Here is a 13,557-nt window from a genome sequence, read left to right on the forward strand (position 1 = left end):
TGCGGTGGTCGGGCCGGCCCGTGCGGCGGGGCCCGCCAGGTCGCGGGGTTCGCGGAGGTGGTCAGCCCGTGTTGCGCAGGCCGGCCGCCACGCCGTTGACCGTGAGGAGCAGCGCGCGGGCCAGCAGCGGGTCCGCCTCCTCGCCGCGCTCGGCGGCCTGCCGCTGCCGGTGCAGCAGGGTGACCTGGAGGTAGGAGATCGGGTCGAGGTAGGCGTCACGCACCCGGAAGGTCTGCTTCAGCACCGGGTTGGTGTCCAGGAGTTCCTTACCGCCGGTGATCCGCAGCACCTCGCGGACGGTGAGCTCGTGCTCGGCCTCGATGACCGCGAAGACGTGCTTGAGCTCGTCGGGGACGAGGGTGTCCACGTAGTGCCTGGCGATCCGCAGATCGGTCTTGGCCAGCGTCATCTCCACGTTGGAGAGGAAGTTCTGGAAGAAGTGCCAGTGCTCGCGCATCTCGTCCAGCACCGTGTCGAGCCCGGCCTCGCGCGCCGCCTTCAGACCGGAGCCGACGCCGAACCAGCCCGGCACGATCTGCCGCGACTGGGTCCAGCCGAACACCCACGGGATGGCCCGCAGCCCGTCGAGCCCGGCGCCGCTGTCGGGGCGGCGCGAGGGGCGGGAGCCCAGGTGCAGTTCGGCGAGCTGGTCGACGGGGGTGGAGGCGAAGAAGTACGCCGGCAGGTCCGGGTCGTCCACCAGCGCCCGGTACGCGTCGTGTGCCGCGTCCGAGACGGTGTCCATGGTCGCGTCCCAGCGGGCCAGCGCCTCGTCCGACTGGCGGGGCGCGGTGTGCAGCGCGGACGCCTGGAGCGTGGCGGCGACCGTCAGCTCCAGGTTCTCCCTGGCCAGCGAGGGCACCAGGTATTTGTCGGAGATGACCTCGCCCTGCTCGGTCACCTTGATCTCGCCCTCCAGGGTGCCCCAGGGCTGGGCGAGGATCGCGTCGTGGGTGGGGCCGCCGCCACGCCCGACGGTGCCGCCGCGGCCGTGGAAGAGGCGCAGCCGTACGCCGTGCCGGTGCGCCACGTCACGCAGCCGGCGCTGGGCCCGGTGGATCTCCCACTGGCTGGTGGTGATGCCGCCGAACTTGGAGGAGTCCGAGTAGCCGAGCATGACCTCCTGCACGTCGCCGCGGAGCGCGACCAGCCGCCGGTAGGAGGGGTCGGCCAGCATGTCGTCCAGGATGCGGTCGGCCTCGCGGAGCTCGTCCGTGGTCTCAAGCAGCGGCACGATGCCGATCTTGGCCCAGCCGGCGTGCAGGTCGATCAGGCCGGCCTCGCGGGCCAGCACCGCGGCGGCGAACACGTCGTCGGCGCCCTGGCACATGGAGATGATGTACGACTCGATGACCTCGGGCCCGAACCGTTCGAACGCCTCGCGGACGGTGCTGAAGACGCCGAGCGTCTTGGCGCCCGCGGCGTCCAGCGGGGCGGGCGAGGGGGCGAGCGGGCGGCGCGAGCGCAGCTCCTTGGCGAGCAGCTTGCGCCGGTAGTCGCGCGGCATGTCCGCGTACCGCCAGGACTCCTCGCCGAGCCGGTCGAAGAGCTGGCCGAGCGCGTGGTGGTGGGCGTCGGCGTGCTCGCGTACGTCCATCACCGCGAGCTGGAGGCCGAAGGCGGCGAGCGTGCGGATGGTGCGCTCAAGGCGGCCGTCGGCGATGAGCTGGCCGCGGTGCTGGCGCAGCGACTCCTGGACGAGCTGGAGGTCGGCGAGGAGTTCGGCGGTGCCCAGGTAGTCGCGGCCGGCCTGGTGCGGGGTGCCGGCGGCGAGCCGCGCGCGGGTGTTGATGAGCTTCTGCCGGATGCAGGTGGCCTTCAGGCGGTACGGCTCTTCGCTGTTCAGGCGCTTGTAGCGGGGGCTGATCTCGGGGAGCCGGTCCAGGTCGGCCTGGAGCGAGGTCAGCAGCTCGTCGGTGGCGCCGCCGTTGCGGATCGAGTTGGAGAGCGCGGCCCGCAGGTCGTCGACGGCCTGGAGGGCGTCGGTGATGCCGTGCTCGTGCTGGAGGAGCAGCACGTCCCAGGTCACCTCGGGGGTGACGTTGGGGTTGCCGTCGCGGTCGCCGCCGATCCAGGTGCCGAAGGTCAGCGGGCGGGTGCCGGCGGGCAGCTCGACGCCGACCCGCTCCAGCTCGGCGGCGAGGTCCTCCAGGACGTCGCCGACGGCGCCGGCGTGCAGCTCGTCCAGGTAGTAGATGGCGTTGCGGGCCTCGTCGGCGGGCTCCGGGCGGGCCACCCGCAGCTCGTCGGTCTGCCACAGCAGGTCGATGTTCTCGGCCAGCCGGAGCTGGGTGCGCCGGCTGTCGCCCTCGGCGGCGAGCCGGTCGAGCAGCGAGGCGACGCGCCGGAGCTTGTTGAGCACGCTGCGGCGGGCGGCCTCAGTGGGGTGCGCGGTGAAGACGGGTCGCACGTTCAGGTGAGCGACGGTCTCCCGCAGGTGGTCCGGGTCGGCGTCCTTGAGCTGGTCGACGGTGCGGGTGAGGATGCCGCCCTCGGCCGCCCGGTGGGCCCGCAGCTCACGGCCGCGGTGCACCTGTTCGGTGACGTTGGCGAGGTGGAAGTAGGTGGAGAAGGCCCGTACGAGCTTGGCCGCGGTCTGGAGATCGGTGGCGGCGAGCAGCTCGGCCGCGGTGTCGCCCGGCTGGTCGCCGGCCGCCGCGTCCTTGGCGGTGGTACGGGTCAGGGCGCGCACCCGCTCGACGAGATCGAGCAGGTCACGGCCTTCCTGGCGGACCAGGGTCTCACCCAGCAGGTCTCCGAGGCGACGGATGTCGGCCCGCAGGGCGGCGCCCCGCCGGGCGACGTCCTGGGCCTCCCCGGGGGTTCCGGCAGTGGTCGTGGTGGGCGCGTCTTCGGGGACCGGGCTGGCGTTGCTGGCGGTCTCGGCACTGCTCACAGGTGCGGCTCCTTGCGAGTACGAGCACTTTGGGCGACTTTGCGGACCGCGCTGTCCGACCGCACCAGGATAGGTCCCCTGGTCGGGGGCACCGCATCGCCGGTTGTCCACAGCCCTCTTGTCCTAGGTCGCGGCCCTGCCATACTTACGTAGCCGTAGGTTACGTATGCGTAGCCGTGTCCCGACCCCCCTGAGGGAACCCATGACTGCAAGCCCCGACGTGATCGACGACGCGCAAAAAACCCCGGAATCAATGCTTCCGTCCGCGACGCTGGGCGGCGACAGCAAGGGATCGGTCGAGCAGATCACCCTGTTGCTGTTCATCTTCGTGCCCTTCGTCGCCCTGCTGGCGGCGATCCCGCTGGCCTGGGGTTGGGGGGTTAGCTGGCTGGATCTCGGACTGCTGGTCGTGATGTATTACATCGGCTGCCACGGCATCACCATCGGGTTCCACCGCTATTTCACGCACGGTTCATTCAAGGCGAAGCGGCCCCTGCGGATCGCACTGGCGATCGCGGGCTCGCTGGCCGTCGAGGGCCCGCTGGTCCGCTGGGTGGCCGACCACCGCAAGCACCACAAGTTCTCCGACGCCGAGGGCGACCCGCACTCGCCGTGGCGGTACGGGGAGACGGTTCCGGCGCTGCTCAAGGGCCTGTGGTGGGCGCACATCGGCTGGATGTTCAACGAGGAGCAGACCCCGCAGCACAAGTACGCCCCGGACCTCGTCAAGGACCCGGCGATGCGCAGCATCTCGCGCCAGTTCGTGCTGTGGACGATCGTCTCGCTCGGCCTGCCGCCGCTGATCGGCGGTCTGGTGACGTGGTCCTGGCAGGGCGCGCTGACCGCGTTCTTCTGGGGCTCGCTGGTCCGGGTGGCGCTGCTGCACCACGTGACGTGGTCCATCAACTCCATCTGCCATGCGGTCGGCAAGCGCCCGTTCAAGTCCCGTGACCGCTCCGGCAACGTCTGGTGGCTGGCGGTGCTGTCCTGCGGCGAGTCCTGGCACAACCTGCACCACGCGGACCCGACGTCCGCGCGCCACGGGGTGCTGCGCGGCCAGCTCGACTCCAGCGCGCGGATCATCCGCTGGTTCGAGAAGGCGGGCTGGGCGTACGACGTGCGCTGGCCCTCTGAGAACCGCATCGACGCCCGGCGTCAGGACACCACCGCCGAACGAGTGAAGGACACCGCCGGCGCGGCATGATGGAGGACGTGGCGATCGACAGCAACACCAGCAGTAACAGGAGCCGATCCGGCAGCACCGGCGGCCGGCGGGCCCGCCGTATCCGCATGACCGGCAAGGAGCGGCGCGAGCAACTGCTGGACATCGGTCGCACGCTCTTCGCCGAGCGCGGCTTCGAGGGCACGTCCGTGGAGGAGATCGCGGCCAAGGCCGGGGTCTCCAAGCCGGTGGTCTACGAGCACTTCGGCGGCAAGGAGGGGCTGTACGCCGTGGTCGTGGACCGCGAGATGCGGCAACTCCTGGACATGGTGACCGGCGCCCTGACCGCCGGCCACCCGCGTGAGCTGCTGGAACAGGCGGCGTTCGCGCTGTTGGACTACATCGACCAGTACACCGACGGCTTCCGCATCCTGGTGCGGGACTCCCCGGTGGCCCAGTCCACGGGCACCTTCGCCTCGCTGATCAGCGACATCGCCACCCAGGTCGAGGACATCCTGGGCCTGGAGTTCAAGGCCCGCGGCTTCGACGCCAAGCTGGCCCCGCTGTACGCGCAGGCGCTGGTCGGCATGGTGGCGCTCACCGGCCAGTGGTGGTTGGACGTCCGCAAGCCCCGCAAGTCGGAGGTCGCCGCCCATCTGGTCAACCTGGCCTGGCACGGCCTGGACGGCCTGGAGCCCAAGCCCCGTCTGATCGGCCACCGCAAGAACTGACCCGGGCCCGCCTGGCCCGTCCGGGCGCCCACCCCGACCCCGCACACCGAGCCGGAAACGGCCTGGTGGGCGGGGTCGGGCCGGTTGGGGGTGGAGATCCCCTGGGCCCGGGGTGGGGGGTGGTCGGGGTGAGTGGGTCAGCCTTCGGTGTCGGGTCGGGGGGTCAGGTCGCCGGCCCGGACGGCGGGGGCCGGGGTGGGCGCCGCAGGCGCGGGGGCCCGGGGCGGGGCGGGCTGGGGCGGTGCCTGGGGCTGTGTCTGGGGTGTGGGCACCTGGGTCGATGGCTGAGCAGGGACGGAGTGGGGGGTGGAGGGGTGAGCCTGGGTCTGGGGCTGGGCCTGGGGCGTGGGTGGCTGGGGCGGTTCCTGGAGGTTGGGGGACAAGAATTCGAGGCGGTTGCCGACCGGGTCTTCGCTGTAGAAGCGCTGGTGGCCGGGGAGGTCGTCGTCCCAGACGACCTTCGCGCCGTGGGCAGCGAGGCGGTGCGCGAACGCCTCGATGTCACGCACCCGCAGCCCGGGGTGGGCCTTGGCCGACGGCCTGAAGCCCGGTTCGACGCCCAGGTGCAGGGTGACGGCGCCGCCGGTGAACCAGCAGCCGCCGCGCGCCGCGAGGACCGGCGGCTTGGGCACCTCGGTCAGGCCGAGGACGCCCGCGTAGTACGCCCGTAACCGCTCCTCGCTGCCGGGCGGGGCGGCGAGTTGGACGTGGTCGACGGCGGTGATCATCCGTCTGCCCTCCGGGCCACGACGAAGATGCGGCGGAAGGGGAAGACGGTGCCGTACGGGCCCTGCGGGTACGCCTTGCGCAGCAGGTCGCGGTATTCGGCGAGGAACTCCTCGGCCAGCGCGGGCTCGTCGGCCAGCTCCGTCAGGACCGGGCGCAGCGCGGTGCCCTTGACCCAGTCGAGCACCGGATCGGCGCCGGTGAGCACCTGGACGTAGGTGGTTTCCCAGGCGTCCACGGTGCAGCCGAGGCCGATGAGGCGTTCCAGGTAGCCGGCGGGGCTGAGGATGTGCACGAAGCGGCGGCCGTGGCCGTCCAGGCGCTGGCGCCAGCGCGGCGTGTCGCACAATTCGCCGAGCAGGGAGTGGCTGGGCGAGACGAAGTTCCCCGGGACCTGGAAGGCGAGGGTGCCGCCCGGATTCAGCGAGTTGATCCAGGTCTCGAAGGAGTCGGGGTGGTTGGGCACCCACTGGAGGGCCGCGTTCGAGACGATCAGGTCGAAGGGTTCGTCGGGGACCCAGGTGGCGGCGTCGGCCGGCCGGAAGTCGAGACTGCCGCCGCCTTCGGTGGGTCCGGCGTGGGACTGGGCCTCGCGGAGCATGTCCGCCGAGTTGTCGTACCCGGTGATGTGCGCGCCGGGCCAGCGGGAGGCCAGCAGGGCGGTGACGTTGCCGGGGCCGCAACCCAGGTCAGCTATCCGGTGGCCGGGGCTGGCGGCGCCGGCCGACGCGGCCGGCTGCGGCAGGTCGGGGATGCGGGCGAGCAGATCGATGAAGGGCCGCGTGCGGTGGACGGAGTGGCGCAGATATTGCTGCGGGTCCCAGTGCGGTGAGTCGGGCATGTTCGAACCCCCTTGCAGGGTCAGGTCGTTCCGAAGCGCAAGGGCGCTTCCCGCCCTTCGATGCCCAAGCATCACGAGAAATATCTCTTGATGTCAAGAGACTTCATATCGACAGACCCACTACACTGATCGTCATGGAGGACGAGGTCGATCGGCTGGTCGCGGCGTGGCGGCGGGAACGCCCGGACCTCGACGTGGAGCCGCTTGAGGTACTGAGCCGGGTCAGCAGGCTCGCGCGCCATCTGGACCGGGCACGGCGGCTCGCTTTCGCCGAGCACCAACTGGAGCCGTGGGAGTTCGACGTCCTGACGTCGCTGCGGCGCGCGGGCGCCCCGTACCAGCTCTCGCCCGGGCAACTGCTCACCCAGACGCTGGTGACCTCCGGCACGATGACCAATCGCATCGACCGGCTCACCCAGAAGGGCCTGGTCGAACGGCTGCCCGACCCCAGCGACCGGCGCGGGGTGCTGGTGCGGCTGACCGCCGAGGGGCGCGACCGCGCCGATCAGGCGCTGGCCGGACTGCTCGCCCAGGAGCGGGCCATCCTGGCCGAACTCTCCCCCGGGCAGCGCCGCGAACTGGCCGGTCTGCTACGCGAGCTGACCGCCCCGTTCGACAACCTCCCCGGCTAGGTCCACCGGGCCGACCCCGGCGCGGCGCGCGAGGGCGACCGCCGCCAGCGTGGAGTGCACGCCCAGCTTGCCGAGCACGTTCTGCATGTGCGTACGGACCGTGTGCGGGGACAGGTAGAGCCGCTCGGCGACCGCCTTGCGGCCGAGCCCGGCGACCATGCAGCGCAGCACCTCGCGCTCGCGCGGCGTCAGCGACTCCACCAGCCGCTCGCTCTCGGTGCGGTGCTTGCGGGCCGCGGTCAGCTCGCGCAGGACGCCGGTCAGCAGCGCCGGCGGCAGGTGCGTCTCGTCGCGCAGCACGCCGCGGATCACCGCGAGCAGCCGGGACAGCGAGCAGTCCTTGGCCACCCAGCCGCTCGCCCCGGCCTGGAGTGCGAGGGCCGCGCGGCGCGGGTCGTCGCGCTCGGCGAGGACCACCGTGCGCACCCCGGGCTGGGCCGTGCGGACCCCGCTGACCAGGGTGATGCCGTCGACGGCGCGGCGGTCGGCGCGCTCGGTGACGCCGTCGGACAGCCGCTCGGGGCGGGCCTGTGCGATGTCGCTGACGGCGGCGCCCAGATCGGCGTCCACCAGCAGGACGTCGAAGCGCCGGCCTTCGGTCGCCGCCCGCTCAAGGCAGCGCATGGCCGCCGGGCCGCTGCCGGCCGCCGCGACGTCCACGTCCGGTTCCGCCGCGAGGGCCGCGGCGAGCGACTCGGCGAAGATGCGATGGTCGTCGGCCACCAGAACCCGGATACGTGCCATAGCCACCCCCATGGACTGCCATCTCCCGCGCACGTGAACGCGCACGCGGATACGGAGTAGAAGAACGGATAACCCAGCGCGAAGAACGAAGAACCATGTCGTACGGAAAGGGCGAGCGGCTCCGCGCAACATGCCAAATGCCGCCCACCCCGACGAGCTGACCAGGTAGAACACGTGGCGGCGAGCCCACAGTGCGGGTACGGCGCCCGGAAACTCAAGCCCCCTGACCGAAGCCCACGAGGCACGCCCGGCACGGCACGGCCGCCGCCGTGCATGCCGAAGGCGCTGGCCCCGGGCGTCGTACCTGCCTGTCTCGCCCCCTGATAAGCACCGGCCCCCACCGGCGCTGTGCATCAGCCTACGACCGAGGTCGGACAACGGAAGCGAATTGACGAAACTGCCTCGGCCAACTGTTTAGGCTGAGCGGCGTGTTCCGCATCGAGGAAGAAGTCAATCAAGACCGCAAGGACCTGGTCGAGGATCGGTTGGAAGATTCCAACAGTGCGCGGTCCGCGGTTCTGCACCGGATTCGCGACACCGTCGCGGACGATGAGCGCCCGGTCCAGGCGTACGCGCTGGACGAAGCTGGAGAGTTGGCGGGTGGCCTGGTCGGCTATGCGTGGGGGCACTGGCTGCACGTGGATCTGCTGTGGGTGGACGAGCGGCATCGGGGCGCTGGCCTGGGCACTCGCCTGATGGCCACGGCCGAACGCCGGGCGCGCGATGAACTCGGCTGCCTGAACTCCCGCGTGGAGACTTGGGGATTTCAGGCCCCGCGCTTCTACGAGAAGTTGGGCTACCGCATCGTCGGCGTGGTCGAGGACTACCCGCCGGGCGAGACCGATCACCTCCTGGTCAAGCGGCTGACCGAAGACTGAGGACCGGTACGGCCCGCCCCGGCCCGCGGCGTCGCGAACGGAGCCGCACCGGGGCGTGGCCGTCGCACATCCGCCGGGAGGGGTCCCGGCGCCACTGCCGTCGAGAGCCTTGCGCCCCGCCTGCGCATCAATCGCCTTGCTCCGTACGACAGTTGACCGGTCGTGGCGTGCGGGCTGTCCCGCGCTATGTCCGTACGGCAGCACGTCGGGGTGCCGGGCGGGTGCTCCCTGGCCGGCGGTCGGGCCGGGGCGGGCGAGGCGCTCGCACCTGGCGGGCGGGGTGCTCCCTGGCCGGCAGTTAGGCAGGGGTGGGCGAGGCGCTCGCACCCGGTGGGCGAGGCGCTCGCACCCGGTGGGCGGGGCGCGCTCGTGCCGCGGCCCGGCAGGGGCAGCCGGGGCGCCCACCGCCTGCCGGTCAGACCGGGGCGGCCCGGTCGACGGGCAGGCGGTGGGCGCCGGGGGCGGGGGTGGCGGAGAAGATGCGGGGCGGATGGTAGGCCGCTGCCGCGAACGCCTCGGTGACCGCCGTGGTGATCGCTTCGGCCGCGGCCTCCGGCACCAAGGAGATGGCGCTCCCGCCGAATCCCCCGCCGGTCATGCGCGCCCCGAGCGCCCCCGAAGCGTTGGCCGTCGTCACCGCGAGGTCCAACTCGGGGCAGGAGACCTCGAAGTCGTCGCGGAGCGAGGCGTGGCCCGCGGTGAGCAGGGGGCCGATGGCCCGGACGGCACCGGCGTCGAGCAGCGCGATGACCTCCTCGACGCGGTGGTTCTCGGTCACCACGTGCCGGACCCGGCGGCAGAGGGCGGGACCGTCCGCGAGCGCCGCCAGCGTCGTCAGCGCGGATTCCAGTGCGGCGTACGGGACGTCGCGCAGGGTCGGCACACCGAGTTCCCGCGCGGCGCGCTCGCAAGCGGCGCGCCGGTCGGCGTACGCGCCGTCACCGAGTGCGTGAGTGACCCGGGTGTCGATCACCAGCAGCCGCAGCCCGTGCGCCGCCAGGTCCAACGGAACGTGCCGGTGGGCGAGGCTCCTGGTGTCCAGGTAGAGGGCGTGACCTGCGGTGCAGCAGGCCGAGGCCATCTGGTCCATGATCCCGCAGGGCACGCCGACGAAATCGTTCTCGGCGCGCTGGGCGAGCCCTGCGATGCGCTCGGCGTCCAGCCCGAGACCGTACAGGTCGTTCAGCGCGCTCGCGGTGGCCACTTCGAGCGCGGCCGACGAGGAGAGGCCGGCGCCGGTCGGCACGACGCTGGTGAAGTGCAGCGATGCGCCACCGACCGGCAGGCCCGCCGCGCGCATCGCCCAGAGCACACCGGCCGGGTAGGCAGCCCAACCGGTGACGGCGCCCGGCGCCACGTCGGCCACCGGGAGTTCCACCACACCGCCCGGGACGTCGGCCGAGTCCAGCCTGAGCAGGCCGTCGCCGCGTGCGCTCGCGGCGGCCAGCGTCGTGTGCGGCAGGGCCAGCGGCAGCACCAACCCCTCGCTGGTGTCGGTGTGTTCGCCGATCAGGTTGACCCGGCCGGGCGCGGCCCACACCCCGGCGGGCGGGCCGCCGTGCACCGCGCGGAAGCCGGCGACCGCCGACGCAGCCCGGGCGGCTTCGGCGGAACCGCCGGCAGGCGGGGCGACCGGGGCCGCCCCGCCTGCCGAAGTCGGGGCCACCCCAGCCGCCGAAGCGGAGGCCGCCCCTTCCGCCGAAGCCGGGGCCGCCCCGTCGGCCGAAGCCGGGGCTGCCCCACCATCCGGTGCCGGTCCGCGGCCCGCCGCCGGCCCCGCCCCGGCGCCGGCGGCGGGCCCGAAGGCCCGGGGCTCCGCCGGCCGGCCGGGGGTGTGCCCGCTCACGCGCCCTCCTGCTCCCGGCGCTGGGCGAACTCCCAGGCGTCCTCGACGATGCCGGCCAGGTCGGCGCGGCTGGGCTGCCAGCCGAGCCGGGTCCTGGCCCGCTCGGCCGAGGCGACCAGCACGGCCGGGTCGCCGCCGCGGCGCTCCGCGACGACCTCCGGGATGGCGTGGCCGGTGACCTTGCGGACGGTCTCGACGACCTCGCGCACCGAGAAGCCGTTGCCGTTGCCCAGGTTGCACACCAGGTGCTCGCCGCTGGTGGCGGCGGTGAGCGCGAGCAGGTGGGCCTCGGCCAGGTCGGCGACGTGGATGTAGTCGCGTACGCAAGTGCCGTCCGGCGTCGGGTAGTCGTCGCCGAAGACCGAGATGGCCTCCCGCTTGCCCTGCGCGACCTGGAGGACCAGCGGGATCAGGTGCGACTCGGGGTCGTGGCGCTCGCCGTAGCGGCCGTAGGCGCCGGCCACGTTGAAGTAGCGCAGCGAGACGGCGGCCAGGCCGTGCGCGGTGCACTCGCCGCCGATCATGTGGTCGACGGCGAGCTTGCTGGCGCCGTACGGGTTGGTGGGCGCGGTCGCCGCGTCCTCGGTGATCGGGGTGGTGGTGGGCTCGCCGTAGGTGGCGGCCGTGGAGGAGAAGACGAGGGTGCGCACGCCGGCGTCGCGCATCGCAGCCAGCAGCGCCATGGTGCCGCCGACGTTGTTCGTCCAGTACTTCTCCGGCTTGACGACCGACTCGCCGACCTGCGAGGAAGCGGCGAAGTGGAGCACACCGTCGTACGAGGAGTCCAGCCAGCGCGCGGCGTCCTGGATGCGCCCCTCGATGAACTCGGCGCCCTCGGGCACGCCCGCTCGGTGCCCGGTGGACAGGTCGTCCAGGACCGTCACCCGGTGGCCGGCCGCCAGCAGATGTGCGGCGACCACGCTCCCGACGTATCCCGCTCCGCCGGTGACCAGGTACTTCTGTCCGTTGCTCACGTACTCGCTACCTCTCGCAGTCGGCGTGCCGCAGCCTCTGGCGGCACATCGTTGATGAACACATTCATGCCGGATTCGGAACCCGCGAGGAATTTCAGCTTGCCGGCAGTCCGTCGGATGGTGAAGAGCTCAAGGTGAAGGGCGAAATCGGCGCGGTCGGGGACGCTCAGCGGCGCCTGGTGCCAGGCCGAGACGTACGGCGTGGGCGGCTCGTCAGGACCGAAGATCCGGTCGAAGCGGCGCAGCAGCTCCAGATAGACCGCGGGGAACTCCGCCCGCGCCCCGTCATCGAGTTCCCGCAGGTCGGGCACTCTGCGCCGGGGGTAGAGGTGCACCTCGTACGGCCAGTGCGCGGCGTACGGGACGAAGGCCGTCCAGTGCTCTGCGAGCAGCACCGTGCGGCGGCCGTCGGCGAGTTCGTCGGCGACCACGTCGTCGAACAGGTTGCGGCCACCGGTGGCCGTGCGGTGGGCGGCGAGCGACTCCAGCATCCGGGTGGTGCGCGGGGTGACGAAGGGGTACGCGTAGATCTGGCCGTGCGGGTGGCCGAGGGTCACGCCGATCTCGGCGCCGCGGTTCTCGAAGCAGAAGACCTGCTCGACGGCGGGCAGCCGGGACAGTTCGGCGGTGCGGTCGGTCCAGGCGTCGAGGACCAGGCCGGCGCGTGCCTCGCTGAGGTCGGCGAAGGAGGCGTCGTGGTCCGCGGTGAAGCAGACCACCTCACACCGGCCGAACTCGCCGGCCAGCGAGGGGAAGCGGTTCTCGAACACGACCACTTCGTAGTCGGCGGCGGGGATCTCGCCGTAGCGGGCGGCGGCCGGGTTGGACGGGCAGAGCGGGCAGGCGTCGGCCGCCGGGTGGTAGGTGCGCGCCTGCCGGTGCGAGGCGATGGCGACGCGGTCGCCGAGCAGCCGATCGGCGCGGACCTCGGCGGTCGTCGCGACCGGGTCCAGCGGGCGCTGGTCCCGCTCGGTGCGCGGCCGGCCGGCGCGGGAGTCGTAATAGATCAGCTCACGGCCGTCCGCGAGTCGGATCGACGTCTTCTGCACCCTGCACCCCTGTCACCATGCGAAAACGTTCAAACATTAGCTTTCAGAAACAAACACTAGCGCGTGCGTTCCCGACGCCTCGTTCACCCCAAGTAGCCGGCGTCTCCTACATCAGTGAGCCGAGGGCTCCGGCTCACCGCCGGCTGGTGCGGCTACTCCATCCTGGCGAGCCGCTTCGTCGCTGTGGTCGGCGTCGGCTACGCGGCCCGTCGTAGCGTCCGCACCGGTCCGGGCCACGCAGCACGGCTCGACCGGCCGTGCTGGGTGGCGCGGTGCCCGGCGGCTGCGTACCCGGCTGCCTCCGCCCGGGCCCACCGTCCGCCATCTCCAACGACGTGCCCCGGCTCTCCGTCATCCCCGCCGCGCCACATTCGCCCACCACCACCGGCCCCGAGCAGTTCGACGGTCGGAACGACCTGCGCGTACGGGCCCCTCGGCGGTGCGGAGCCCCCGGCCGCACAGGCGCCCCGGCGGTGCGTGCGGCCCCGACGGCACGGCGGAAGTCCCGACGGTGCGGCGGACGCCCCGGCGGCGCGCGCGGTCCCGGCCGCGCCGGCGACACGGCCGGCGACACGGCCGGCGGCGACACGATCAGCCACGGTGGTACGGGTCTCGGCGACGGTACGGGCTCGGCGGCGGCGCGGCCGTGGCAGCGGTGCGCAGGGCGACGGTCGTACGGGGCGTGCCGGACCAGATGAGGTACGCGGGGTCGGCGCGGGTGCGGCGCGGGGCCGCCCGTACGGGCAACGCTGACCGTACGGACGCCGTCGCCGCGGACGGCCGGGGACGCCTAGGGGCGGCCGGGCCCCGTGCCGCCCGGCGCCGGACCGCGGCCCGACCCCGCCCCCGGGCCACCGCGCGGGCCGAACTCGGGTCGGCCCGGGTGACCCGGCCCGACGGGGCGCCCGGCCGGTCCCGCGCCCGGTTCGCCGCGGCCGGGCGCGGCCCGTCCCGGCTGGCCCTGCACCGGCACGCCGCGCCCCGGCGGCACCTGCCCCGGTCTGCCGGGCGCTCCCGGCACGCCGGACCCGCCCACGCCGCTCGGCCCGACCGCACCGGGGCCGCCGTGGCCCGGGCC

Annotated in this window: 10 protein-coding genes and 1 pseudogene; 4 read left to right on the forward strand and 7 right to left on the reverse strand. The window is 73.0% G+C overall.

Annotated elements, in window-relative coordinates; all coding sequences use genetic code 11:
- Positions 1 to 61: 61 nt before the first annotated feature.
- The gene (gene ppc / locus ACMA1D_RS29650; RefSeq protein ID WP_414727082.1) at positions 62 to 2,782 is read right to left on the reverse strand and encodes a phosphoenolpyruvate carboxylase; all 2,721 of its coding nucleotides are present in this window, start codon (positions 2,780 to 2,782) and stop codon (positions 62 to 64) included.
- Positions 2,783 to 3,098: 316 nt separating this feature from the next.
- Here ppc and ACMA1D_RS29655 point away from each other — a divergent pair, with 316 nt between their 5' ends.
- Both ACMA1D_RS29655 and ACMA1D_RS29660 read left to right on the forward strand, forming a co-directional pair.
- Positions 3,099 to 4,100, forward strand: coding sequence for an acyl-CoA desaturase (locus ACMA1D_RS29655; protein ID WP_414727073.1), 1,002 nt, complete (start codon positions 3,099 to 3,101; stop codon positions 4,098 to 4,100).
- Positions 4,100 to 4,789, forward strand: a complete 690-nt coding sequence (locus tag ACMA1D_RS29660) for a TetR/AcrR family transcriptional regulator (RefSeq protein ID WP_349993633.1) — start codon at positions 4,100 to 4,102, stop codon at positions 4,787 to 4,789. The genes ACMA1D_RS29655 and ACMA1D_RS29660 overlap by 1 nt, the downstream gene beginning before the upstream one ends.
- A 374-nt stretch (positions 4,790 to 5,163) precedes the next feature.
- Here the strand turns inward: ACMA1D_RS29660 and ACMA1D_RS29665 are convergent.
- Together ACMA1D_RS29665 and ACMA1D_RS29670 are read right to left on the reverse strand one after the other, a co-directional pair.
- A pseudogene (locus tag ACMA1D_RS29665) lies at positions 5,164 to 5,517 on the reverse strand (VOC family protein); the annotation flags it as partial.
- On the reverse strand, positions 5,514 to 6,356 hold the full coding sequence (locus ACMA1D_RS29670) for a trans-aconitate 2-methyltransferase (protein ID WP_414727074.1): 843 nt from the start codon (positions 6,354 to 6,356) through the stop codon (positions 5,514 to 5,516). The pseudogene ACMA1D_RS29665 and the gene ACMA1D_RS29670, both read right to left, overlap by 4 nt.
- Before the next feature lie 134 nt (positions 6,357 to 6,490).
- Here ACMA1D_RS29670 and ACMA1D_RS29675 point away from each other — a divergent pair, with 134 nt between their 5' ends.
- Positions 6,491 to 6,988 carry a MarR family transcriptional regulator gene (locus tag ACMA1D_RS29675; protein ID WP_349996829.1) on the forward strand — a complete coding sequence of 166 codons (498 nt, stop codon included), beginning with the start codon at positions 6,491 to 6,493 and terminating at the stop codon, positions 6,986 to 6,988.
- Here ACMA1D_RS29675 and ACMA1D_RS29680 read toward each other — a convergent pair.
- Entirely contained in the window at positions 6,947 to 7,732 is a 786-nt protein-coding gene (locus ACMA1D_RS29680; protein WP_414727075.1) for a LuxR C-terminal-related transcriptional regulator, read from the reverse strand. The two genes, ACMA1D_RS29675 and ACMA1D_RS29680, sit on opposite strands and share 42 nt — an antisense overlap.
- Before the next feature lie 428 nt (positions 7,733 to 8,160).
- Between ACMA1D_RS29680 and ACMA1D_RS29685 the strand changes: the two genes are divergently transcribed.
- Complete coding sequence (locus ACMA1D_RS29685; RefSeq protein WP_414727076.1) at positions 8,161 to 8,610, forward strand: GNAT family N-acetyltransferase; 450 nt, start codon at positions 8,161 to 8,163, stop codon at positions 8,608 to 8,610.
- Positions 8,611 to 9,025: 415 nt separating this feature from the next.
- Here the strand turns inward: ACMA1D_RS29685 and galK are convergent, their stop codons facing one another.
- The 3 genes from galK to galT form a co-directional block, all read right to left on the reverse strand.
- Positions 9,026 to 10,276: a galactokinase gene (gene galK / locus ACMA1D_RS29690; RefSeq protein ID WP_414727077.1), complete on the reverse strand. Its 1,251-nt coding sequence runs from the start codon at positions 10,274 to 10,276 to the stop codon at positions 9,026 to 9,028.
- A gap of 176 nt (positions 10,277 to 10,452) precedes the next feature.
- Positions 10,453 to 11,430 carry a UDP-glucose 4-epimerase GalE gene (galE, locus tag ACMA1D_RS29695; RefSeq protein ID WP_414727078.1) on the reverse strand — a complete coding sequence of 326 codons (978 nt, stop codon included), beginning with the start codon at positions 11,428 to 11,430 and terminating at the stop codon, positions 10,453 to 10,455.
- Positions 11,427 to 12,479 carry a galactose-1-phosphate uridylyltransferase gene (gene galT, locus ACMA1D_RS29700; protein ID WP_414727079.1) on the reverse strand — a complete coding sequence of 351 codons (1,053 nt, stop codon included), beginning with the start codon at positions 12,477 to 12,479 and terminating at the stop codon, positions 11,427 to 11,429. The genes galE and galT overlap by 4 nt, the downstream gene beginning before the upstream one ends.
- Positions 12,480 to 13,557 lie beyond the last annotated feature (1,078 nt).

This window comes from Streptomyces sp. 796.1 (assembly GCF_047525675.1).
GTDB lineage: Bacteria > Actinomycetota > Actinomycetes > Streptomycetales > Streptomycetaceae > Streptomyces.